Raw genomic sequence first — 22562 nt, forward strand, 5'->3', positions numbered from 1 at the left:
AGAAATATTTTTTAAAGACGTTAAAATTTTACTCTGTTACACTTTTCTTATACGAATTGTAGTTTTTTTCCGTTTTATGCTTAATCTACTCATAAAAAGTGAGTTAAATTTTTAAAAAAGAGCATAATTAATCTAAAATAATTTGGTTTTAAACCTATAATTTATATTTTTGGCATCCCAAGTCTAATTTTTAACCTATAGAATACCAATGAATTACAAGCTTTTTCCGGTCTTGCTGTTTGGATTATTTTCATTCACAACACCTTCAAATAATACCACAGACCCTAAAAATATTGCATCAACTTCCAAAACTTCTTTCGAATCGAAGGTGGTTTCGTTGTACAATAATCTTAACGCAAATAATTTTAAACTGCCACAACTTGAAAGTTTCACCAAAGCTTTAGAAGGTTTTTACCAATTAAAGCAAAAAGGTTTAATTCAAAATGATATCCTAACACTTGTTGATTTTAGTTTGTCTGCCAATTCCAAAAGATTGTGGGTGATTGATATGACTTCCAATACGGTTTTGTATCATTCATTAGTGGCTCATGGAAGAAATTCCGGTGAAGAATTTGCAACACAATTTTCTAATAAATCAGAGTCGTACCAAAGTAGTTTAGGATTTTACCTTACCGGAGAAACCTATCAAGGGAAACATGGCCTTTCGCTTCGTTTAGATGGTTTGGAAAGAGGCATAAACGACAAAGCTCGTGAGAGAGCAGTCGTAATTCACGGTGCTGATTACGTTTCAGAACAATTCATCAAACAAAATAAACGCCTAGGTAGAAGCCAAGGATGTCCTGCTTTACCAGTGGAATTGAATCAAGAAATCATCAAAACGATCAAAGACAAATCGTGTTTGTTTATTTATCATCCTTCAAGAAGTTATAAAGTGGCTTCGAAATTAATTTCGTAGTTTTTTATACAATTCAGCATCCAAACCGTAAATATCATCTCTAAAAATCAGTAGATTTTTATCGCTCCAAGCTGTCCAATATAAAAGATGGAGGTAAATGGGTTTGGTAAAATTGACATTTTTGGTTTTGGATTCGGCTAACACTTCATCAATTTTTTCTTTATTCCAATTAATAGAATCTGATAATAAGTATTCGGTTAATTCAAACGGATTTTGAACCCTCACACAACCCGAACTCAGCGAGCGGTTTTCACGTTCAAAATAACCTCTTGTGTTGGTATCATGCAAATAAACCGAAAACCGATTTGGAAACATTATTTTTACTAATCCTAATGAGTTTGTACTTCCGGGTGCCTGCACATAACGATAGGATTTGCCCTTTGAAGGAATCCAATCGGATGGACTCACAACCGTACCTCCTTCATAAATAGTCAGGTTTTTGCTGGCAAAATAGCCTCTGTTTTTGGTAGCAGCAGGAATCACATCTTCTTTTAAAATTGTGGGAGGAACTGTCCAAGTTGGATTAAAAACGACATAGCTCAATTTCGAGGACAATATCGGTGTTCTTCGACTGGCTTTTCCAACAATGATTCGATGTGTTTTTACTGTATCTTTTTCCTTTACAACTTGCAACGAATAATCGGGAATATTGATGATGAGGTATTCTTTTTCAAATTCTCGCGGATACCATCGCCAGCGTTCCATGTTGGCAATTATTTGTTCTTTTCTTTTTTGTTTGGTGAAATTCAGCGAGGCAATCGTGCCTTTTCCAATCACACCATCAGGAGCTAAACCATGCCGACTTTGAAAGTTTTTGACGGCATTAAACGTAGTTTCATCATAAATGTTGGTTAACGAATCCGGTTTTTTCATGTCATACCAATAGGCCAGTCGCTTTTTAACTTCAATTAAAATAGCGTTGGTGTCGTTAAGTACAATTTTGTCTTTGATTTCCAGTTTTTTAAAATTTTCATCCGGGAATTGATTAATCAGTTGCAAACTGTGTTTCAATTTTTGATACATAATATGGCTTGGTTTCACTTCATTTAAAGCAAAATCAAATGAATCTTTTCGTTGAAAATTCAACAGCAATTGTTGTATGTCGATTTTGTTTTCTTTCAAATCCCAATCTTTGTACAATTCTTTTGGGTTTAAAGAACCTTTGGCTACTTTTTCTACATATTTTTTTAGATTTTGTGTAAGCAAAAAATCAAAGTCAATCAATTCTTTATCGGATAAAGTCGGAATGGATTTTTCTAATTTCCCGATTTTTTTTAAATCGAAGTCTTTTGGATTCAAACCTTCTTCTTCCACATTCTTTAAAACCGTGAGCAAGGATTCCCTACAATTGAAGGCCAACCAAAATGTCTTGTTATCATTCGCTTGATAGAAAGCGACAAGAATTGAATCGTTCTTTTTTGAAAGATAAGTGGAATCAATTGCCAACACTTTTCCTTCGTCGGTCACTTCAACAGCAACTGGTTTTGGATTGGAAGAGTCGGGCTTTTTTTTCTTATCACAAGAAATCAGTAGGAGTAAAAATAGAAGTAGGTAAAAATGCTTCATAGTGACTAAGAAATCGGATTTGTTTTTTTATACATTACAAAATGAGTGCCAATATCACCAATTTCAAATGGTTTTCCGTGAATGGAATAGCCTGCTTTTTCGTAAAAAGGAACGGCTTTTTCGCGAGCATTGAACCACAGTAAGTTACATTTGTATTTTTTTGCAATTTCTTCGGCTTCGTGGAGTAATTTTTCGCCGTAACCTCTTTTTTGATGGTGTTTTAGGACAGCCATTCCCCTTATTTGAAGCTGAGTTTTATCATCAAATGCTTCATTTTTATTTTTAAAAAGTGAAACAACACCAATTAAAGCACAATTAATATACAAACCAAGATGGATGGTCGATTGCAAATTATCTCCTTCAAAATGGCAGGATTCCAACGGTTTTCCTTCCCGAAGAACAGGATGCCGAACCGAAAAAGTATCCAAAGCTGTTATTTCTTTTAAAGTCAACATAATTTATTACCTCAAACTTGGAAAACTAAAGGTATAACTTTTTCAGAATAAATCGGTTATAAATTTGGTTAGCTTTTTGATTATTTTTTTGAAGAAAAATTTGCAACAAAGAAAACTATTTGTCTATATTTGCACTCACAAATGCGGAAGTAGCTCAGTTGGTAGAGCTCCAGCCTTCCAAGCTGGTTGTCGCGAGTTCGAGCCTCGTCTTCCGCTCTGTTAAAAACCTCAAACGAAAGTTTGGGGTTTTTTTGTTGGAACAGTTGAACTTTTTTTTTTCTTCATTTAATATAAATCCCCTAAACAAATTTCTCCATTTTATTTCCGCTTTCCACCTCAATCGCTTCCTGATTTTGCCGAAATAACCGTGCCGATAATTCTCCTTTTAAAGTAATTTGTTCGCCTTTTACATCTAGCCAACTGCCTTCTCGCAAACCAATCACCGGTTGTGCATTGAATTGATGAAACTCTTTGATACGAGTTTCACGGGTTTCTCCCATGTGTTTCGATTGTAAATCGGTATCCAAGTAATGCGGATTTAGATTAAACGGAATCACTCCCAATGTTTCAAAACTCGGCGGATAGATAATGGGCATGTCGTTGGTGGTTTGCATCGTAGGGCCGCAAATGTTGCTCCCGGCACTGGTTCCCAAGTATGGAGTGCCGCTCTCAATGACTTTTTTAAGTATTTGCATTTGGTTGTTTTGATGCAATTGTGTCACTAATAAAAAGGTGTTTCCGCCTCCGGTAAAAATACCTTCCGCTTTTTCGATGGCTTGTGTAGGATTAGAAAATTCATGTAAACCGTTTACTTCAATATTCAGTAAGGCAAAAAAAGATTTTACTTTCAGCGTGTATTCTTCATGAGAAATTCCGCCAGGGCGGGCATACGGCACAAACAAAATGCTTTTGCTTTGTGCAAAATGAAGTTGTAATTCGGGCAATAAATACGCTAGGTAATTGCCGCCGTGAACAGTCGAAGTGCTGGCAATAAGCAGGTTTTTCATGATCTCTGTTTTCACAAAAATACGCATCATGCTGATTAGATTTTCAACAGATTAACAAAAAATTACAAATGAGTTGTGAAATAGTTGTGAATTTTTTGTAATATTTTTACTTGTGATACAATGGTAAAACAAAAAATGGTTTCATCTTTGCTATTAAATTGTAAATAGTTAGTTTAAAAATTAAATTGAGATTGCTCGATGAGCAAAACTAAAATTGTCTTAGTCGGTTTCTTGTTTTGGGTTCCATTGCTCTATTCTCAAACAACTATAAAAGGAAAAGTTGTGGTGAAAGAACAAACGGCAGAAGGCATTCATGTTCTTAATTTAGTTTCTGAAAAAGCCACAATTACGAATGAAAAAGGAGAGTTTACTATTGAAGCGAATGAAGATGATTTACTCGTTTTTTCAGCTGTACATTTACATTATTGGCGAAAAACTATTTCTGCCGACGATATTAAAAACGGTTTTATTGAAGTGGAAATGACTGTTAAAGAGCAAAAATTAGAAGAAGTCGTAGTAACGGAATACACCAAAATCAATGCACAAGATTTGGGAATAATTGATTATAAACCTAAAAAATATACTCCTGCGGAAAGAAGGTTACGAACTGCCGAACAATTAAAATGGTATAGTCCGCTTTTAATTCCGTTTGGGGGAATGAGTGTTGATGGACTCATTAATCAAATTAGCGGAAGGACCAATCAATTAAAAAAAGAAGTTGAAATTGAAAAAAAGGAACTGTTGTTAAAAAAGTTAAACGAATGGTATGAAAATGAATTCTACACCAATCAGCTAAACATTCCGGAAGAATATAGAGAAGGGTTCAAAGTTTATACAATTTATGATGAAGAATTTATAAATTACCTTAATTCAAATGATACGGTTAATGGGAGTTTATGCATTTCTAAATTGGCGAACGAATTTTTAACGTATCTTACTTCCGATGAATAGATTTTTTTTGTACCTTATAGTCTCAATATTAACCACGCTTTGTAGCTATGGTCAGATAACAATTTATGGTGTTGTAAAGGTAGAGAATGCCTCAGCAGAAGGAATTCATATTACCAACTTGGTTTCAGAAAAAGCAACCATTACTAATGAAAAAGGTGAGTTCTGGTTGGATGTAATAGAAGACGATTTGTTGGTTTTTTCTGCTGTTCATTTGAATTATTGGCGAAAAAGTATTTCGGCAAACGATATTAAAAATGGGAGAATTGAAATTGTAATGACCGCCAAAGTGAGTGAGTTGCAAGAAGTTGTTGTGACTGAATACACCAAAATCAATGCACAAGATTTGGGAATAATTAATTATAAACCGGTTTCCTACACGCCAGCTGAGCGAAGGTTACGAACGGCAACAACCGGGATCTTGGATCCGTTGTTAAATTGGATTTCAGGCAGAACCAAACGATTAAAAAAAGACATCGGAATTGAGCAAAAAGAATTTATGTTAGTATGGTTGGATGATAATTTTGATAATGTGGTGTTCACCGAAACATTTAAAATTCCAAAAGAGTATGTTGAGGGATTCAAATTTTATGTGGTGGAAGATATTGATTTAGCTCAAGCCATACAGGCCAAAAATAAAACACGTGTGACCTTTTTGTTAGGAGAAATAGCTCAAGAATTTTTAAATTTTTTAAACCATGAAGAAAAATAAACTACTACTTTTTTTACTCATCACAGCGACCCAAATTTCTTTTGCACAATTAGGCTCAAGAGAAATTATTAATGGACAAATTATTTCCGAAGCGACCGCCATTGATAACGTTACAGTTTTTAATGTTTCTTCTAATAAAGGAGCAGTAACAGATAAGTTAGGCTTTTTTACAATGTATGCAAGACCTTCAGATACCTTGGTTTTTTCGAGTGTAATTTTTAAATCGAAAAAACTGGTCCTGACCGAAAATGATTTTAAAGTCATCGTTCTGAAAATTAAATTAGAGGAGTTTATCAATGAGTTGGATGAGGTTGTTGTAACACCATCAACCTTAACGGGTGATTTAGAAAAAGACGCCAAAAATATCAAGGTAACGGATAAACAAAGTGCGTTTAATACAAGTGAAATCGCTGATATGCAAATGGAAAGAGATTTTCAATCCACGCAATTCAATTCCGCTATGCCAAGTGATTTGTCAATTCCGTATGGTATGGACTTTATTAAGATTGGAAAAATGGTAGGTAAACTCTTCGGAAAAGAAAAAAGCAAAGAAAAACCGGTTGTTTTCACATCGGATAAAAATTTCCAAGCCGCTGTGAAAGATAAGTTCACGTATCATTTTTTCACAGAAACATTAGAATTGAAACACGATGAAATAGGATTGTTTCTGAACTATTGTGACGCTGATCCCAACGTGAGAAAATTGCTTGCAACAAACAGAGAGATTGATTTGATTGATTTTCTAATCAGCAAGAGCAAAGAATATAAAAACCTCCCAAAAGATTGATTTTGCAATGAAGAATAAACGTTTACTGCTTTTTTTAATGGTATTTTCTTTGGCTGTTTCTGCTTTTGAAATGCACAAATTCTATGTTTCTGTCACACAAATTAATTTTGCACAAGACAAAAAAACAATTCAAATCACTAGTCGAATTTTTATCGATGATTTAAATAATACTTTAGAAAAAAAACACAAGAAAAAATTTTACATTGGCTCAACTAAAGAATCTGATGAAGAGTTACACCTTTTGAAGAATTACATTAACGAAAATTTTTCTGTAAAAGTGAATAATAAACCCAAACAAGTGGTTTATTTAGACAAAGAAATCGAAGACGATGTAATTATTCTATACCAAGTGATAAGAGACATTCCCAAAATAAACTCACTTGAAATCAAAAATACACTGCTTTTTGATTTTCTTCCCGAACAACAACACATCATTCACACCCAAGTTTTGGACAAAAAACAAAGTGCATTACTCACGCTTGAAAATCCTGCAGAGTTGTTAAAATATTGATAAATCGCTAACAGCTTTCGGAAATTGTTTATTTTAGTCGATTAAAAAATTAACTATGAAGAAGTTTTTAATTTTGGGTTTGCTTCCTGCACTATTATTTGCCCAAGAAAAAACCGAAACCAAACGAGAACCAGGCCATTATGATAACAATAAGTTTAGTCAACTCTATGATTTGATGGCAACTCCAAATATGTTCAGAACTGCTTCCGGTGCTCCCGGTCCGGCTTATTATCAGCAACAAGCCGATTATAAAATGGATATTGTTTTGGATGATAAAAACAAACGATTAGATGGTGTAGAAACCATCACGTATCATAACAATTCGCCCGATGAATTAGAATATTTATGGGTGCAATTAGACCAAAATATGCGTTCGCGTCAGTCCAAAACCCCACTTATTGAAAGTCAGCGGATGGATGGTGCCATTCCCGTTGATGGTTTTGTGAAAAAATATATGCAAGAAAGTTTTGATGGCGGTTTTAACATCGTTCATGTGCATGATGCTGCAGGCAAACCAATGTCTTACACCATCAATCAAACCATGATGCGAATTAATTTGGCTACCCCATTAAAACCTAATCAAAAAGTTTCGTTTACTATCAAATGGTGGTACAACATCAATAATTATAGAGTAGATGGTGGTCGTTCGGGTTATGAAGAATTTGAAAAAGACGGTAACAGATTGTATGTAATTGCTCAATTTTTTCCAAGAATGGCAGTGTATAATGATGTAGAAGGCTGGCAAAATATGCAGTTTTGGGGTCGAGGTGAATTTGCTCTTCCATTTGGGAATTATGATGTAAACATTACTGTTCCTGCTGACCATGTGTTGGAAGCAACAGGTGTTTTACTGAACCGAAATGAAGTCTTCACCGCTGAACAAAATAAACGCTATGCATTAGCCGAAAAAACCTTTGACAAACCGGTTTTAATCATCACACCCGAAGAAGCAAAAGCAAACGAAAAAGGATTTTCAGATAAAACCAAAACATGGAAATTCAGAGCAGAAAATGTGCGTGATTATGCGTTTTCTTCCTCAAGAAAGTTCATTTACGATGCCATGGCTGTGAAATTGGAAACTAAAAATGTGATGGCTATTTCACTTTATCCCAACGAAAGCAATCCGTTATGGGAAGAATTTTCAACCCGTGCAGTGGCTCAAACGCTAAAAACCTATTCGCGTCACACATTTGATTATCCTTACCACAAAGCGATTTCTATTTCTGCAGAAGATCAAGGAATGGAATATCCCATGATTTGCTGGAATTACGGTCGGCCGGATGCAAATGGATTTGTGTCAGACCGCATTAAATATGGAATGATTAGCGTAATTATTCATGAAGTGGGACACAACTATTTCCCAATGATTGTGAATTCCGACGAACGCCAATGGTCGTGGATGGATGAAGGATTGGATACTTTTTTACAATATTTAGCCGAACAGGATTTTATGGAAAATTATCCATCCAGTCGTGGTCCGGCTCATAAAATTGTGCCGTACATGAGCGGAGACCAACGCTTTTTAGAGCCAATTATGTCTAACTCTGAGGGTATTCACCAGTTTGGAGCTAACGCCTATTCCAAACCGGCAACCGGATTGAATATTTTACGTGAAACCATCATGGGTCGTGAATTGTTTGACCATGCATTCAAAGTTTATGCCAACCGCTGGAAATTCAAGCACCCAACGCCTGAAGATTTTTTCAGAACGATGGAAGACGCTTCTGCGGTTGATTTAGATTGGTTTTGGAGAGGTTGGTTCTATTCTACGGATTATGTAGATATCGGCATCAAAGAAGTGAAGCAATATTTTGTAACCGATGAGCCTACCGCTGAACTTCAAAACGTCAAAGCCCGAAGAGGTCGCTTTGGAACAGCCAACGGACCTTATGTTTATTTGGTAGAATCGAATCACAAAGAACTCAAGAACAATCGCAAAAAAGCGTTGGAAAAAGAGGATATTAGTTCGTTAAACGATTTTATATCTAACAAATTTTCCGTTGAAGAAAGAGCAAAATTAAAATCACCCAAATATTTTTACGAGGTTGAGTTTGATAAACCGGGCGGAATGATTATGCCAATAATTGTTGAGCTTCAATTTGAAGACGGAACCACTGAAAATCATCATTTTCCGGCACAAATTTGGCGAAAAAGCAATCAAACAGCTACACGAGTTTTTGCCACAGAAAAACCCATCAAAAAAATTCAGCTCGATCCAAAATTGGAAACTGCCGATATTGATGTGACCAACAATGCATGGCCAAAAGAAGCAGCAAAATCTAAATTTGACGAATTAGAAAAATCAAAATAAGTAGCTAATCCTGCTATCCGCTGCAATCTTTCAGCATAAAAAGTTATTTTCTAAAACCCAAAAAGAGCTTCCTCTGGTCGCTTTTTTGGGTTAAGAAAAATATACTTTTTTTCGCCTCAAGGATTTTCGCTACTATCAGGGCTAAAAAATCTTCGTACATTTGTAGTTCAAAATAACTTTAGAATTATGTTTGGAATTGGAGGAGGAGAATTCATACTCATCATATTAGTGGTACTCATGCTTTTCGGATCCGATAAAATCCCCGAAATCGCGAGAACATTGGGCAAAATGTTTCGTCAACTCAAACATGCAACCGAAGATATTAAGACTGAAATTTCAAAAAGTGCCGAGGCAAACGGGATAAATTCCAGTAGTCTAACCGGTGGAATAACAGAAGAAATTCAAAAAGTTAAAGAAGATTTAACAGAAGCTGTTAATCCACTTTCACAAACCGGAACCGAACAAATTGTTGAAGAAGTAGAAAAGGCAAAAGAAGATATTGAACAAATCACCGGACCAATTAAAAGACAGTTTTAAACGTGGAAGAACTCATTCAACTCGATAAAGACGTATTCCTTTTTCTAAACAATTTGGGTTCAGAAGAGTGGGATCGGTTTTGGTTGATTATCACTAAGCAGTTATATTGGACACCTGTTTTTTTGGTGATTTTCTATTTTATTATCAAAAAAATCGGTTGGAAACAATTTGGAATAGTCGTTTTGTTTTTAGCGGTTTTAATTTTAGTTACCGACCAGCTTACCAATTTTTTTAAATTTAGTTTTGAACGTCTTCGCCCTTGCAGTGATCCAAGTTTAGAAGGTCAGATTAGGGAAGTATTGACACGCAAGTCCTATAGCTTTTTCTCCGGACATGCATCCAATTCCATGGCAACCTCTACTTTTATTTTTTTACTGTTTCGTAAGCATTTTAAGTATGCATTTTTATTGTTCCTTTTTCCGTTGATTTTTGCCTATAGCCGAATTTATTTAGGATTACATTTTCCCGGAGATATTTTAACAGGATACTTATTTGGATTGTTTTTAGGAACTTTTTTTTACCGACTTTATAAAATAATGCAACCGAAATATTTTCCGGTTTCTTAAAGTACCCTACTCACGGTCAATCCATCTCGAATAGGTAACAAAACCGTTTCCACTCGCGGGTCATTTTTCAATCGTTGGTTGTATTCCAACAGAATTTTGGTGCTCAAATCACCTTCTTTAAGCGGTTCAACCACTTTTCCGGACCACAACACATTATCCGATAAAATAATCCCACCTTTGTTCATTTTTGGGACAATCAATTCATAATAGTTGAGGTAGTTTTCTTTATCGGCATCTATAAAAACCAAATCAAATGTCGTTTCTAATTTAGGAATAATCTCAATTGCTTCACCTAAATGTTGCTTAATATGACTTCCCCAAGGCGATTTGTCAAAATATTTTCGTTGAAAATCAACTAACTCTTCTTTGATATCAATCGTATGGACGATGCCGTTTTCTTGCATACCTTCACATAAACATAAAGTAGCATAACCGGTATAGGTGCCAATTTCCAAAATAGAAGTGGGTCGAATTAATTTGGATAACATACTCAAAACCCTTCCCTGAAAATGGCCACTCAACATGCGAGGCAACAATATTTTTTGATAGGTTTCTTTGTTCAGTTGAGCCAATAATTCAGGTTCATTTTGTGAATGAGCCGTCACGTAATCTTCTAAATCTTCAGAAAGGAAATGCATGAGTTTTGATTTTCGACAAAATTACAAATTACAAATCATTCATTTCCGTAAATAGTTCCTATTTTTGCACCATGAACACCATCAAAAAAGACATTCGGGCATTGACCAAAATACAACTACGGGATTTTTTTGTAGCCAATGGCGACAAAGCTTTTCGTGGTAATCAAGTGTATGAATGGTTGTGGAGCAAAAAAGTCTATTCGTTTGAGGATATGACCAATGTTTCTAAAGAAACCCGTCAGATGTTGGAGGATAATTTTGTTATCAACCACATCAAAGTGGATCAAATGCAACGCAGCGAAGACGGTACCGCTAAAAACGCTGTTCGTTTGTATGATGGTCTAGTGGTAGAGAGTGTTCTAATTCCAACGGAAACCCGAACAACCGCTTGTGTTTCCAGTCAAGTAGGTTGTAGTTTAGATTGTAACTTTTGTGCAACTGCTCGTTTAAAACGCATGCGGAATTTAAATCCCGACGAAATTTACGATCAAGTGGTAGCCATCGATAACGAAAGTCGTTTGTATTTTGAACGACCGCTTTCCAATATTGTTTTTATGGGAATGGGCGAACCGTTGATGAATTACAACAATGTACTCAAAGCCATCGAAATGATTACTTCACCGGAAGGGTTGGGAATGTCGCCTAAACGAATTACCTTGTCTACCTCCGGAATTCCGAAAATGATAAAAAAAATGGCTGATGATGAAGTGAAATTCAAATTAGCGGTTTCACTGCATTCAGCAATCGATGAAATTCGGTCGGAAATTATGCCATTTTCCAAAAGTTTTCCGCTGAAAGAATTGCGTGAAAGTTTGGAATATTGGTACCAAAAAACCAAAAGTAAAGTCACTTACGAATATGTGGTTTGGAAAGGCATTAACGACGATAAAAAATCGATTGATGCATTGGTTAAATTCTGTAAATACGTTCCTTGCAAAGTCAATTTGATTGAATACAATCCGATTGATGATGGAATGTTTCAACAAGCTTCTGATTCCGTTTTAGATGATTATGTAAAAGCGTTAGATAAAATCGGCGTAATTGCCAAAGTCCGAAGAAGTCGCGGAAAAGATATTGATGCAGCATGTGGTCAATTAGCGAATAAAAACGAAGCAGTTTCCTAGTAATTCCAGTTGTGATTTTCTAACTTTCTACCTATCTTTGAACTTTCATGAAAATCACCGAGCAAATTAAGCAGCCCATTAGTCAGGAAATGGAACTTTTTGAAAAAAAGTTCTATGAATCGATGTCTTCCAAAGTAGCGTTGCTTAACAGAATCACCTACTATATCGTCAACCGGAAAGGGAAGCAAATGCGACCGATGTTTGTATTCTTAACCGCAAAAATGGTTTCGGAAGGTTTAGTAAATGAACGTACCTATCGCGGTGCTTCTGTAATCGAATTAATTCACACCGCAACCTTAGTACATGACGACGTGGTGGATGACAGTAATCGTAGACGTGGATTTTTCTCTATCAATGCCTTGTGGAAAAATAAAATTGCCGTTTTAGTAGGCGACTTTTTATTATCCAAAGGATTGTTGCTTTCCATTGACAACAACGATTTTGATTTGCTGAAAATCATCTCCGTTGCTGTTCGTGAAATGAGTGAAGGCGAATTACTACAAATTGAAAAAGCCCGCCGTTTAGACATTACCGAAGACATTTATTATGAAATCATTCGCCAAAAAACGGCCACCTTAATTGCCGCTTGTTGTTCACTTGGAGCGTGTTCCGTTTTGCCGGAAAATCAGGAAATTGTGGAACGCATGCGAAAGTTTGGCGAACTCATCGGAATGGCTTTTCAAATCAAAGACGACTTATTCGATTACACAGAGGAAGCCATCGGAAAACCAACCGGTATTGACATTAAGGAACAAAAAATGACGCTTCCGCTGATTTATACGTTAAATAATTGTTCATCTGAGAAAAAAAGCTGGTTAATCAATTCCATTAAAAACCATAACAAAGACAAAAAACGTGTCAAAGAAGTCATCGCATTTGTCAAACAGAGTAACGGATTAGCTTATGCTGAGCAAAAAATGATTGTCTTTCAACAAGAAGCCCTACTATTATTGAATCATTTTCCAAATTCTCCCTATAAAGAAGCTTTGACTTTGATGGTGAATTATGTGATTGAAAGGAAGAAGTAATTTAGTTGGGAGTTGATAGTTGGGAGTTTTCAGTCACAGTCTCTGTTGCAGTTTTGTCATTTTGCTAGATGACTAAGTCGAAATAAAAATCTCCTACGAAGTAGGCAAAACTGTTTTTTATTTAATTTAAATCTTTGATTATAAATAAATTACAATTTTTTTTAGATTTTTTTAAAACGTCATGCAACCTTTTTTCAACTTCATTCGTCTATACCAATAGAAACTATATTTAATTAATTGTTAAACGGAAATGACCAATCATCTATGACCATTTACCAATTACCTTAAAAAATGAAAGTAATCAACTTACATCAAGACGAGAAAAACTTAATCCGATTGGCTGTCGAAAATAATCGCCATGCTCAACATCAGATATATACTAAGTTTTCGCCTAAAATGTTAAGTGTTTGCAGGCAATACATTAAAGATTTGCAACAAGCCGAAGATGTCATGATTACCGCCTTTATGAAAGTTTTTTCGAGTTTGAAGAATTTTGAACACAAAGGCAGTTTTGAAGGTTGGATTAGACGAATTATGGTAAATGAATGTATTTCATTTATCAGAGTTCAAAAACAAGTGAAATTTATAGAAGATGAAACTTTTTTTGAAGAACGATACAACGATATAGAAAGTAAATTTTCAGTGGATGATATTCAGTTTCTCATCGATAGTTTACCGGATGGCTACAAAATGGTTTTTAATCTCTATGCCATAGAAGGTTATAAACATCAAGAAATCGCAGAGATGTTGGGCATTAATGAAGGAACATCCAAATCGCAATTATCGCATGCCAGAAAGATGCTTCAAAATCAGATTAACAAATTAAAAAATTACGAAAATGGAACCGAATAATATAGAAAACCAAATCAGAGAAAAGTTGACTCAACGCGAGATTCAACCTTCTGCCAAAGCCTGGGATCGTTTGGACGCCATGCTTTCCGTGGAGGAACAAAAACCGAAAAGAAATTTTAAATGGCTTTCAATTGCAGCCATTTTTATGGGTTTTACGTTGATTGGTATATTTATGATGAATAATGAAAATTCGGTTAAAAATGCAATTCCATCTAACCCAATTGTTTTAGAAAACGAAACTAAATTAATTGAAAAAAAAGTAGTTACTGAAGTTGAAAACAAATTGCAAGTAGTTAAAGAAGAGAAAGCGATAGTTTATCAACCCAAAAAAATAGAAAAACCATCCACTGAAATTAATCCTAAAAAAGATTTTCTGTTGGATAATCATTCAAAAAAAGAGGAAGTAATAGTTGAAAATCAATCCAAAGAATTAACAAATAAATACATCAATGCTGAATCACTTTTAGCCGAGGTTGAGAAAGGCGAAAAGGCTGAAATCAAAAGTTTATCAAAAAAAGCAACTGTAAAAGTTGATGCCAATTCATTACTTTCATCAGCTGAAAAAGAAGTGAATGAAACATTTAGAGAAAAAGCAATTCAATCCTTTAATAAAAATTATCAATCGGTTAAATCTACGTTAGCCAATCGAAATTACGAGTAAAAACAATCAAATCACGAACAGTTAAATTTTAAAATTATGCAAAAAATTATTCTTTATGCTACGGTATTGCTATGTGCATTAGTAACTAAAATGTATGGTCAAGATACATTTGAAGGAAGAGCTAAAACCATTTCTGAAACCATTCAAAAAATCACACAAGAGGAAAAAGATGCGTTAAAAAATGAAGTGGAAGACATTAATAAGTTATTAGAATCAGGCGTTATAAATGCTGAAAAAGCGGATGCAGAAAAATTAAAAGCGGCTGAAAAAAGAGCTGCGAATATTGAAAAAAGAGTAGCTGAGGAGGAAGCCAAATTAAGTCAATTAGTTAAAGAGCAGGTTGATGGTAAAATTAATGCTAAAAGTAATTTAGAAACCGATACCGTTTGGATGGGTAAAAAACATCGCTTTTTAATTACGTATGATAGAGAAAATGAAAAGAAAGTAAAAACATATAACCCTCGATATGAAAAACGTACGACGTCACAATTTGTTTTTGCATTTGGTTTGAATAATCTTGTTACTGACGGTGATTTTAGTTCATTAGAAGATAGTGATTATCGTGTTTGGGGATCTCATTTTTATGAGTGGGGTTTTACAAATAATACCAGAATATTTAAAAATGATAACCTATTACATATTAAATACGGTTTGTCATTAATGTATAATAATTTACGGCCCACAGATAATCGTTTTTTTGTAAAACAAGGTGAACAAACTAATTTACAAGAATTTGGTTTGGATTTGAGAGAAAGTCGTTTTAGAAATGTTCATTTAGTTTTACCTTTACATTTAGAGTTTGATTTTACGCCTAAAACTATTGATAGTGAAGGAAAAAATAGGTTTAAATCGCATAAAAGTGTTCGGTTAGGTATTGGAGGATATGCCGGATTTAACGTGAAAACAAAACAAATTTTGAAGTATAAAGAAGATGATATTAGAGTTAAAGTGAAAGAAAAAGGAGATTTCAATACTTCTGACTTTATTTATGGTTTATCAACTTATATTGGATATAGAGATACCAGTTTATACCTTAAATATGATTTAAACCCAATATTTAAAAATAACACCATCGATCAAAATAATATTTCTCTTGGTTTACGTTTCGATTTTAATTAAAATTTGTTTGAGTTAAATACTTTTGTTTGAAAGGTGTTTCGTTAAGAAGCACCTTTTTTTATGCTTTTATTTCCTTGTTTTTAAAAACGGAATCGTATTTTTACAAGCTACAAAATTGTACCAATGATAAAGCAAAACACCATCGATTTAGTCTTTGAAACCGCTCGGGTAGAGGAGGTGATAGGTGATTTTGTGCAACTCAAACGAGCCGGAAGCAATCTAAAAGGCTTAAGTCCTTTTTCCAATGAAAAATCACCTTCTTTCATGGTTTCTCCTGTGAAGCAAATTTGGAAAGATTTTAGTACGGGAAAAGGAGGAAATGCAGTTTCGTTTTTGATGGAACATGAACATTTTTCATTTCCGGAAGCGATTCGGTATTTGGCAAAAAAATACAATATCGAAATTGAAGAAACGGTTTCCAGTGATGAAGATAAAGTTGCTGCCAATGAAAAAGAGAGCATGTATTTGGTTTCGGAATTTGCCAGCAAGTATTTTCAACATGTTTTATGGGAAGAAGAAGAAGGGAAAGCAATCGGATTATCCTATTTTAAAGAACGAGGATTTACGAATGAAACCATCAAAAAATTCAATTTAGGATATTCTCCCAACACATGGGATGCTTTGACCAAAGAAGCTCTTGGAAAAGCCTATAAATTGGAATTTCTTGAAAAAACCGGACTCACCATTGTTGGCGAAGATAAGCAATTTGACCGTTTCAAGGGGCGTGTGATGTTCCCTATTCAAAGTATGTCGGGAAGAATACTTGGATTTGGTGGTCGAATTTTGACGAATGATAAAAAAGCTGCTAAATATTTGAATTCTCCCGAAAGTGAAATTTACCATAAAAGCAATGTGCTTTACGGAATTTTTCATGCCAAACAAGCCATTGCGAAACTGGATAATTGTTTTTTGGTGGAAGGTTATACCGATGTGATTCAAATGCATCAAGCCGGAATTGAAAATGTGGTTTCTTCTTCCGGAACGGCGTTAACTTCCAATCAAATTCGATTGATTAATCGGTTGACTAAGAATATTACAGTGCTTTTTGATGGTGATGCAGCGGGTTTACGAGCTTCTATTCGTGGAATTGATTTGATTTTGGAAGAAGGAATGAACGTGAAAGTGTGTTCTTTCCCGGATGGCGACGACCCGGATAGTTTTGCCAAAAAAACACCCTATGATGAATTAGTGAAGTATTTGGATGAAAATGCAAAAGATTTTATTCAATTCAAAGCTTCTTTATTGATGCAGGATGCCAAGAATGATCCCATCAAAAAAGCCGAATTAATTCGGGATATGGTCATTAGCATTTCTAAAATTCCAGACCGAATCAAACGTGAAATCTACATCCAAGAATGTAGTCGAATCATGGATATTTCCGAAGATGTTTTGTTTAGCACGTTGGCACAAATGGCTCAAAAAGATTTGTCAGAAGCCAACAAAAAATTCAAACAAGAACAAAAAGCGTTTGAGGTTGTAAAAAATGAATCAACTGAAACCATCGCTAAAATTGATGTTGTTACACTTTTAGAGAAATCAATTTTGGAGATTTTACTTTTATATGGTCATTACGAAGTAGAATTTGAAAATGTTTTTATTCAATTTGATGAAAATGGAAAGGAAATTGAAACCATTGAAAAAGTGCAACACAAAATCTATGAACGCATTTATTTGAGTTTACAAGAAGATGAAATTGAATTAGCCAATCCAATTTTCAATGCCCTTTATATTGATTTAGTTGCTCAATTCCATCAAAATGAAGATTTTGATAAGAATCACTACCTCAATAATTTAATTCCTGAACATGCCGAAGTGGTCACCGATATTTTAATGAATGATGAAAAATATCAATTGCATGGATGGCTGGATAAAAAGCAAGTTTTTGTAAAGGAAAAAGATGATTTAGAAATTCTATCTCGATTGGTTACCGAAACAATAGTTACGTTTAGAGAATACCTAATCAATAAACTAAATCATGAATTAATGCTTCAAATTCAAGCAGAAGAACCGGAATATTCTCCAGAAGAAATTTTCACAATGATAAATGATTATAATAAACTAAAAGTAAACATTACTCGCCGAATAGGCAGAATGCGATCGGATTATAACTAAAAAAGACCCCAAATCGAGGTCTTTTTTCTAAGTATTTTTATACAATCTCTAATGTTTTTGCTTTGTTCACTAAGTCTACCAAATTGGTTACATTCAGTTTTGTAAGTAATCGTAATTTATAGGTACTAATCGTTTTTTCGTTTAATCCTAAAATTTTGGAAATTTCGTTGTTCTTTTTTCCGTCACTTAAAAAACGAAGTACCTCAATTTCTCTGTTAGAAAGTTTTCGGTACAATCTTTCGCTTTTGTTTTGTTTAGCAATCATGGCTAAACTTTTCTTAATTGCGTCATTAAAAATCACAGCTCCATTATTTACTTTTACGATAACATTACCAAGCGTTTCCAGTTTGGATGTCTTGTGTAAATAGGCTGAAACCCCGGCTTTTAAAGAGTTTGGTGCATAAATGTTTTCAGAGAGATTACTGAAAATAATAATTTTAGTGTTAGGAAACTCTTTCAGTATATACTTAACTAAGTTAATACTAGTTAGCCCTTCAAGTTCCAAGTCTAATACTAAAATGTCTATGGGTTTAATTTTAAGCATGTCCAAAATCATATTATAGTTCCCAACATGGCCTACAATACTTATTTCAGCATGGTCTTTAAAGTACGATTTCACTCCGAAGTGCACAACGGGTTGATTATCGGCTAAACAAACTTTAATCATGATAAGTGGTATTTAGTTAAAAAATGATTAATATTTTTTTAGGGCTGTTAAAGATACTATTTTTATTTTTAATGGAATGTAATTCTGACAAATAATTTTAAGAAATATTTTAGATTTGTCTTAAATCTTTAGGAATTTCACAAACTGGTATTGGATTCATCTTGTGTTTATTAGCATTATTGAGCCGTTTGTATATGTTAAAGACTTCTAAATTACGTCCGTCAAAATCTGTAGTATTTTTACCTTCTTCATCTTGAAGCATTGCCCATTCTAATTCATCATAACTTGCACCCAATTGGTCTTCATCCGAACGATCGTCGCCAAATAAACCATCCGTTGGAGCCGCCTTTAAAATAGATTCCGGAACTTGCAAGAACCTTCCAAGTGCATAAACCTCTGATTTCATTAAATCAGCAATCGGACTCAAATCGACACCACCGTCACCATATTTTGTATAAAAACCAACGCCAAAATCTTCCACTTTATTTCCGGTTCCTGCAACAAGCAAACCATGTATTCCTGCAAAATAATATAATGTTGTCATCCGCAATCGTGCTCTTGTGTTGGCAAGTGATAAATTTAATTTCGTTTCGTTTTTAGAACTTGGCACATCTTTTTTAAATTGTTCAAACGTATTACTTAAATCAACAGATTCACTTTCAACATTTGGGAATCGCTTTTTTAACTGGGCGATATGCTCCTTTTTTCTGCTTACATGTGAAGCAGCTTGATGGATAGGCAATTCAACACAAAGTGTTTTTAAACCGGTTTGAGCACAAAGTGTAGAGGTTACGGCACTGTCTATTCCGCCGGATACTCCCACAACAAAACCAGTCACTTTTGCGTTTTCAGCATACGTTTTTAACCAATTTACAATGTGGTTGTTTACTTGCTCAACTTTTATTGTTGCATTTTTTTGTATCATCTTTTTGACGTTATACGATTTGGCAATGTATATTTGCAATTCAATTTTATTTGGTAAAAGTAGGAAATCCAATTGATTTTTTAAATCAAATTATAGTTATCATAATTCCATTTTATAATGAAAAAAATCTTAGTAGTTTTTGTGTTGATTTTGTTAATTTCATGTGATAAAAAATCAAAGATAGAAAAGCAAATTGAAGAAATTCCTGTTTCACTTTCTGTAGAACGTTTTGATAAAATTTTTTATGAAACTCCGGTAAAAGATTTTCAAAAAATGAAAAATAGCCACCCGGCCTTCTTTCCCGATCAAATTCCGGATAGTGTTTTTATCAATAAAATGAAAGATCCTTTATACCGAGAATTGTATAGCGAAGTACAAAAAATGTATGGCAATTTCAATCCTGTACAAGAGGAATTGGAAGAAGTTTTCCGTCGAATAAAATTTTATTTTCCCAATCAAAATACGCCTTCCAAAGTAACCACATTGATTTCGGAAATGGATTACCAAAATAAAGTGATTTACACAGATAGTCTTTTGTTGATTTCATTGGATTTATATTTAGGAAAGGAGCATAAGTTTTATGAATTTCCCGATTATTTTGAGCAAACCTTTCAACGTTCACAAATTATGCCCGATGTAATTTCTGATTTTTCTACACGCGTAATTGCTCAACCTCGTGAAAAAACGTTTTTAGATCAAATGATTTATTTTGGTAAAGAAATGTATATCAAAGATTTAATTCTTCCCACTTATGAAGATTTTGATAAAATCGGTTATTCAAAAGAGCAACAAATTTGGTGTGAAGAAAACGAAGGTGAAATTTGGCGATACTTTATTGAAGAGAATATTCTGTATGATTCCGATACCAAATTAGTGCAACGTTTCATCGCACCGGCCCCTTTTTCAAAGTTCTATCTTGAAATCGATAATGAGTCTCCCGGAAGAACAGGTGTTTGGATTGGGTGGCAAATTGTGCGTTCGTTTATGAAAAATAATGAAGTATCTTTGGCTGATTTTTTAGCCATGGATGCCAAAGAAATTTTTACGCGTTCAAAATATAAACCCAAAAAATAATAAGTTTGATGACTTCTGAAATAAAATTCGACGTTACGTTAGATGAAAATAAAGTACCTGAATCGTTAAAATGGACAGCCAAAGATGGCGGTGTAGAAAACCAAGAAACCAAAGCCATTATGCTATCTGTTTGGGATTCAAAAGCAAAAGAATCACTTCGAATCGATTTATGGACTAAAGATATGCCTGTGGATGAAATGAAAATTTTCTTTCATCAGACATTAGTGGCCATGGCAGACACGTTTCAACGGGCTACAACCGATGACAAAATGGCTGACACCATGCGTGATTTTTGCGAATATTTTGCAGAAAAATTAGAGTTAAAAGGCTAAAAGGAATTGTTCTTAAACATTTCCTGATTGATTTCATCAATAAAAGAAAGTAGTTCCTCTTTTCCGGTTGATTCTGTGGCAGAAGTGATAAAGTGTTGTGGCATTTCTTCCCAGCCACTGGCCAAAACTTGTTTTCGGTAGGCGGCGACATGAGAATCGATTCTCGTTTTCCCAATTTTATCCGCTTTTGTAAAAATAATGCAAAAGGGAACTTCTTTCACTCCCAAATACGTGAAAAATTCTAAATCAATTTTTTGAGCTTCTAAACGGATGTCAATCAATACAAAAGCACATACCAATTGTTCTCTTTTTTCAAAATAATCGGTTACAAATTGTTGAAAAACTTCTTTGGATTTTTTAGAAACTTTCGCATATCCATAACCAGGTAAGTCGACCAAAAACCAATTGTTATTGATTTTAAAATGATTAATCAATTGTGTTTTTCCCGGTTTTGATGAGGTTTTTGCCAAACTTTTGTGATTGGTCAACATGTTTATTAATGATGATTTCCCCACGTTCGATCTTCCAATAAAAGCATATTCCGGTAGCGGATCTTTCGGGCATTTGCTCACTTCTGAATTACTGATAACAAATTCGGCAGTAGTAATTTTCATAGTATTTATTTAAAAACAAAAAAGTCCATTCGGACTCTTTATAGTTTATTTTTTTCTAACCATTCCAACATGATTTGGTTAAATTCATCCGGATGTTCCATCATGGCAGCATGACCACATTTATCAATCCAGTATAAATCGGAATTGGGTAGCAATTTGTGGAATTCTTCGGCTACTTCCGGTGGTGTAACCTTGTCGTCTTTCCCCCAAATCAAACAAGTTGGGGTTTGCATTTTTGGCAAATCTTTTGCCATATTGTGACGAATAGCACTTTTGGCAATGGTTAAAGTTTTAATGACTTTTATACGGTCATTAACAATTGAAAAGACTTCGTCAACCAATTCTTTAGTAGCCATTTCGGGATTATAAAAAACATTTTGGGTTTTTAATTTAATGTATTCATAATCACCTCTTTTAGGATAACTGTCGCCCATCGCACTTTCGTAAAGTCCTGAGCTTCCGGTTAATACCATGGCGGCTACCTTCTCCGGATACATTTTGGTGTGGTACAAACCCACATGTCCGCCTAAAGAATTTCCTAACAAAATAACTCTTTCAAATCCTTTAAAGACAATAAAATCTTTCACAAATTTTGAAAAAGCTTTTACGTTGGTTTTTAAAATATTTTGTGTGTATAAAGGAAGTTCGGGAATAACGACTTTGTATCCGTTTTTAGGAAAAAAATCAGCTACTCCGCCAAAATTACTTAATCCACCCATCAGACCGTGTAAAACAATAATTGGAGTTCCTTCCCCAGCTTCAAAATAAGTATATTTTCCTTCTTTCTTAAAGTTTTCTTTCATCAAAATGAGCTATTTCAATTCATCACAAATATATGATATTATCCATAAAAAAGAAGAATTGTACTGTTTATTTGAAATGAAATTAGGATGATTTCAAAAAAAAATACTCAAGTTTCATAAGTGGTTAATTATCAACATTTTTTTTTCGCCGATTCAGTTTATTTAAAATTCCAAAAATCATATAAAATCTGAAGTGACTTTGTTAATCTGTTGCATATTTTCTTTTAAACGCTACAATTACAAATGTTTTGTTAAATAATGTGCAATAATTCAGCTGATTAACTTGGAATAGTTTTG

At 34.2% G+C, this 22562-nt stretch carries 24 protein-coding genes and 1 tRNA gene; 17 read left to right on the forward strand and 8 right to left on the reverse strand.

Translation table 11 applies throughout. The annotated features are described in order from the left end of the window. The first annotated feature begins 208 nt into the window (after window positions 1–208). On the forward strand, window positions 209–916 hold the full coding sequence (locus tag EQG68_RS12535) for a murein L,D-transpeptidase catalytic domain family protein (RefSeq protein ID WP_129465231.1): 708 nt from the start codon (window positions 209–211) through the stop codon (window positions 914–916). On the opposite strand, the gene EQG68_RS12540 is transcribed toward EQG68_RS12535, so the two are convergent. Together EQG68_RS12540 and EQG68_RS12545 are read right to left on the reverse strand one after the other, a co-directional pair. Beyond that, window positions 905–2482: a L,D-transpeptidase family protein gene (locus tag EQG68_RS12540; RefSeq protein WP_129465232.1), complete on the reverse strand. Its 1578-nt coding sequence runs from the start codon at window positions 2480–2482 to the stop codon at window positions 905–907. The genes EQG68_RS12535 and EQG68_RS12540 overlap by 12 nt on opposite strands. Before the next feature lie 5 nt (window positions 2483–2487). After that, window positions 2488–2937 (reverse strand): GNAT family N-acetyltransferase, encoded by a 450-nt coding sequence (locus tag EQG68_RS12545; protein ID WP_129465233.1) that lies wholly within the window; start codon window positions 2935–2937, stop codon window positions 2488–2490. Between the two features lie 143 nt (window positions 2938–3080). On the opposite strand from EQG68_RS12545, the gene EQG68_RS12550 reads away from it, so the two are divergent. After that, a tRNA-Gly gene (locus tag EQG68_RS12550) sits at window positions 3081–3153 on the forward strand. A gap of 83 nt (window positions 3154–3236) precedes the next feature. Here the strand turns inward: EQG68_RS12550 and pepE are convergent. After that, the gene (pepE, locus tag EQG68_RS12555; protein ID WP_129465234.1) at window positions 3237–3944 is read right to left on the reverse strand and encodes a dipeptidase PepE; all 708 of its coding nucleotides are present in this window, start codon (window positions 3942–3944) and stop codon (window positions 3237–3239) included. Window positions 3945–4142: 198 nt separating this feature from the next. Here pepE and EQG68_RS12560 point away from each other — a divergent pair, with 198 nt between their 5' ends. The 7 genes from EQG68_RS12560 to EQG68_RS12590 all read left to right on the forward strand — a co-directional run bounded on the left by EQG68_RS12560 (window position 4143) and on the right by EQG68_RS12590 (window position 10316). Further along, a complete protein-coding gene (locus EQG68_RS12560; RefSeq protein ID WP_129465235.1) occupies window positions 4143–4895 on the forward strand; it encodes a carboxypeptidase-like regulatory domain-containing protein in 753 nt (250 codons plus the stop codon). A 7-nt stretch (window positions 4896–4902) separates the two neighbouring features. After that, window positions 4903–5604, forward strand: coding sequence for a hypothetical protein (locus EQG68_RS12565; RefSeq protein ID WP_164975455.1), 702 nt, complete (start codon window positions 4903–4905; stop codon window positions 5602–5604). Beyond that, the gene (locus tag EQG68_RS12570; RefSeq protein ID WP_129465237.1) at window positions 5591–6391 is read left to right on the forward strand and encodes a carboxypeptidase-like regulatory domain-containing protein; all 801 of its coding nucleotides are present in this window, start codon (window positions 5591–5593) and stop codon (window positions 6389–6391) included. Before EQG68_RS12565 ends, EQG68_RS12570 begins: the two co-directional genes overlap by 14 nt. A 7-nt stretch (window positions 6392–6398) precedes the next feature. Then, entirely contained in the window at window positions 6399–6902 is a 504-nt protein-coding gene (locus EQG68_RS12575) for a DUF6702 family protein (RefSeq protein WP_129465238.1), read from the forward strand. A 55-nt stretch (window positions 6903–6957) separates the two neighbouring features. Beyond that, complete coding sequence (locus tag EQG68_RS12580) at window positions 6958–9213, forward strand: M1 family metallopeptidase (protein WP_129465239.1); 2256 nt, start codon at window positions 6958–6960, stop codon at window positions 9211–9213. A 186-nt stretch (window positions 9214–9399) separates the two neighbouring features. Continuing rightward, a complete protein-coding gene (locus EQG68_RS12585) occupies window positions 9400–9750 on the forward strand; it encodes a Sec-independent protein translocase subunit TatA/TatB (protein WP_129465240.1) in 351 nt (116 codons plus the stop codon). Window positions 9751–9752: 2 nt separating this feature from the next. After that, complete coding sequence (locus EQG68_RS12590) at window positions 9753–10316, forward strand: phosphatase PAP2 family protein (protein WP_129465241.1); 564 nt, start codon at window positions 9753–9755, stop codon at window positions 10314–10316. Here EQG68_RS12590 and EQG68_RS12595 read toward each other — a convergent pair. Continuing rightward, on the reverse strand, window positions 10313–10954 hold the full coding sequence (locus tag EQG68_RS12595; RefSeq protein ID WP_129465242.1) for an O-methyltransferase: 642 nt from the start codon (window positions 10952–10954) through the stop codon (window positions 10313–10315). The genes EQG68_RS12590 and EQG68_RS12595 overlap by 4 nt on opposite strands. A gap of 71 nt (window positions 10955–11025) precedes the next feature. Between EQG68_RS12595 and rlmN the strand changes: the two genes are divergently transcribed. From rlmN to dnaG, 6 genes are all read left to right on the forward strand, one after another. Next, window positions 11026–12078, forward strand: a complete 1053-nt coding sequence (gene rlmN, locus EQG68_RS12600) for a 23S rRNA (adenine(2503)-C(2))-methyltransferase RlmN (RefSeq protein ID WP_129465243.1) — start codon at window positions 11026–11028, stop codon at window positions 12076–12078. A 47-nt stretch (window positions 12079–12125) separates the two neighbouring features. After that, window positions 12126–13106: a polyprenyl synthetase family protein gene (locus EQG68_RS12605; RefSeq protein WP_129465244.1), complete on the forward strand. Its 981-nt coding sequence runs from the start codon at window positions 12126–12128 to the stop codon at window positions 13104–13106. A 291-nt stretch (window positions 13107–13397) separates the two neighbouring features. After that, window positions 13398–13958: an RNA polymerase sigma factor gene (locus EQG68_RS12610; protein WP_129465245.1), complete on the forward strand. Its 561-nt coding sequence runs from the start codon at window positions 13398–13400 to the stop codon at window positions 13956–13958. Continuing rightward, a complete protein-coding gene (locus tag EQG68_RS12615; RefSeq protein WP_129465246.1) occupies window positions 13945–14619 on the forward strand; it encodes a hypothetical protein in 675 nt (224 codons plus the stop codon). Before EQG68_RS12610 ends, EQG68_RS12615 begins: the two co-directional genes overlap by 14 nt. A gap of 36 nt (window positions 14620–14655) precedes the next feature. Further along, window positions 14656–15738, forward strand: a complete 1083-nt coding sequence (locus tag EQG68_RS12620) for a coiled-coil domain-containing protein (RefSeq protein WP_129465247.1) — start codon at window positions 14656–14658, stop codon at window positions 15736–15738. Window positions 15739–15861: 123 nt separating this feature from the next. Continuing rightward, window positions 15862–17850 carry a DNA primase gene (gene dnaG / locus EQG68_RS12625; RefSeq protein WP_129465248.1) on the forward strand — a complete coding sequence of 663 codons (1989 nt, stop codon included), beginning with the start codon at window positions 15862–15864 and terminating at the stop codon, window positions 17848–17850. Between the two features lie 37 nt (window positions 17851–17887). Here dnaG and EQG68_RS12630 read toward each other — a convergent pair whose 3' ends face one another. Both EQG68_RS12630 and nadE read right to left on the reverse strand, forming a co-directional pair. Further along, window positions 17888–18517: a response regulator transcription factor gene (locus tag EQG68_RS12630; RefSeq protein ID WP_129465249.1), complete on the reverse strand. Its 630-nt coding sequence runs from the start codon at window positions 18515–18517 to the stop codon at window positions 17888–17890. 109 nt (window positions 18518–18626) lie between these two features. Next, window positions 18627–19439: an NAD(+) synthase gene (gene nadE, locus EQG68_RS12635; RefSeq protein WP_129465272.1), complete on the reverse strand. Its 813-nt coding sequence runs from the start codon at window positions 19437–19439 to the stop codon at window positions 18627–18629. Between the two features lie 120 nt (window positions 19440–19559). On the opposite strand from nadE, the gene gldB reads away from it, so the two are divergent. Both gldB and gldC read left to right on the forward strand, forming a co-directional pair. Then, entirely contained in the window at window positions 19560–20516 is a 957-nt protein-coding gene (gldB, locus tag EQG68_RS12640) for a gliding motility lipoprotein GldB (protein WP_129465250.1), read from the forward strand. Window positions 20517–20524: 8 nt separating this feature from the next. After that, on the forward strand, window positions 20525–20848 hold the full coding sequence (gene gldC, locus EQG68_RS12645; RefSeq protein ID WP_129465251.1) for a gliding motility protein GldC: 324 nt from the start codon (window positions 20525–20527) through the stop codon (window positions 20846–20848). Here the strand turns inward: gldC and yihA are convergent. Continuing rightward, window positions 20845–21462 carry a ribosome biogenesis GTP-binding protein YihA/YsxC gene (gene yihA, locus EQG68_RS12650; protein WP_129465252.1) on the reverse strand — a complete coding sequence of 206 codons (618 nt, stop codon included), beginning with the start codon at window positions 21460–21462 and terminating at the stop codon, window positions 20845–20847. The two genes, gldC and yihA, sit on opposite strands and share 4 nt — an antisense overlap. A 38-nt stretch (window positions 21463–21500) precedes the next feature. Beyond that, window positions 21501–22265 carry an alpha/beta fold hydrolase gene (locus EQG68_RS12655; RefSeq protein WP_129465253.1) on the reverse strand — a complete coding sequence of 255 codons (765 nt, stop codon included), beginning with the start codon at window positions 22263–22265 and terminating at the stop codon, window positions 21501–21503. Window positions 22266–22562 lie beyond the last annotated feature (297 nt).

This window comes from Flavobacterium piscinae (assembly GCF_004122145.1).
In the GTDB taxonomy this organism is placed as follows: Bacteria; Bacteroidota; Bacteroidia; order Flavobacteriales; family Flavobacteriaceae; genus Flavobacterium; species Flavobacterium piscinae.

Coding starts and splice junctions, on each gene's coding strand:
- EQG68_RS12535 (WP_129465231.1), top strand. CDS start 209: ATGAATTACAAGCTTTTTCCGGTCTTGCTGTTTGGATTATTTTCATTC.
- EQG68_RS12540 (WP_129465232.1), bottom strand. CDS start 2,482: ATGAAGCATTTTTACCTACTTCTATTTTTACTCCTACTGATTTCTTGT.
- EQG68_RS12545 (WP_129465233.1), bottom strand. CDS start 2,937: ATGTTGACTTTAAAAGAAATAACAGCTTTGGATACTTTTTCGGTTCGG.
- pepE (WP_129465234.1), bottom strand. CDS start 3,944: ATGAAAAACCTGCTTATTGCCAGCACTTCGACTGTTCACGGCGGCAAT.
- EQG68_RS12560 (WP_129465235.1), top strand. CDS start 4,143: ATGAGCAAAACTAAAATTGTCTTAGTCGGTTTCTTGTTTTGGGTTCCA.
- EQG68_RS12570 (WP_129465237.1), top strand. CDS start 5,591: ATGAAGAAAAATAAACTACTACTTTTTTTACTCATCACAGCGACCCAA.
- EQG68_RS12575 (WP_129465238.1), top strand. CDS start 6,399: ATGAAGAATAAACGTTTACTGCTTTTTTTAATGGTATTTTCTTTGGCT.
- EQG68_RS12580 (WP_129465239.1), top strand. CDS start 6,958: ATGAAGAAGTTTTTAATTTTGGGTTTGCTTCCTGCACTATTATTTGCC.
- EQG68_RS12585 (WP_129465240.1), top strand. CDS start 9,400: ATGTTTGGAATTGGAGGAGGAGAATTCATACTCATCATATTAGTGGTA.
- EQG68_RS12595 (WP_129465242.1), bottom strand. CDS start 10,954: ATGCATTTCCTTTCTGAAGATTTAGAAGATTACGTGACGGCTCATTCA.
- rlmN (WP_129465243.1), top strand. CDS start 11,026: ATGAACACCATCAAAAAAGACATTCGGGCATTGACCAAAATACAACTA.
- EQG68_RS12605 (WP_129465244.1), top strand. CDS start 12,126: ATGAAAATCACCGAGCAAATTAAGCAGCCCATTAGTCAGGAAATGGAA.
- EQG68_RS12610 (WP_129465245.1), top strand. CDS start 13,398: ATGAAAGTAATCAACTTACATCAAGACGAGAAAAACTTAATCCGATTG.
- EQG68_RS12615 (WP_129465246.1), top strand. CDS start 13,945: ATGGAACCGAATAATATAGAAAACCAAATCAGAGAAAAGTTGACTCAA.
- EQG68_RS12620 (WP_129465247.1), top strand. CDS start 14,656: ATGCAAAAAATTATTCTTTATGCTACGGTATTGCTATGTGCATTAGTA.
- dnaG (WP_129465248.1), top strand. CDS start 15,862: ATGATAAAGCAAAACACCATCGATTTAGTCTTTGAAACCGCTCGGGTA.
- EQG68_RS12630 (WP_129465249.1), bottom strand. CDS start 18,517: ATGATTAAAGTTTGTTTAGCCGATAATCAACCCGTTGTGCACTTCGGA.
- gldB (WP_129465250.1), top strand. CDS start 19,560: ATGAAAAAAATCTTAGTAGTTTTTGTGTTGATTTTGTTAATTTCATGT.
- gldC (WP_129465251.1), top strand. CDS start 20,525: ATGACTTCTGAAATAAAATTCGACGTTACGTTAGATGAAAATAAAGTA.
- yihA (WP_129465252.1), bottom strand. CDS start 21,462: ATGAAAATTACTACTGCCGAATTTGTTATCAGTAATTCAGAAGTGAGC.
- EQG68_RS12655 (WP_129465253.1), bottom strand. CDS start 22,265: ATGAAAGAAAACTTTAAGAAAGAAGGAAAATATACTTATTTTGAAGCT.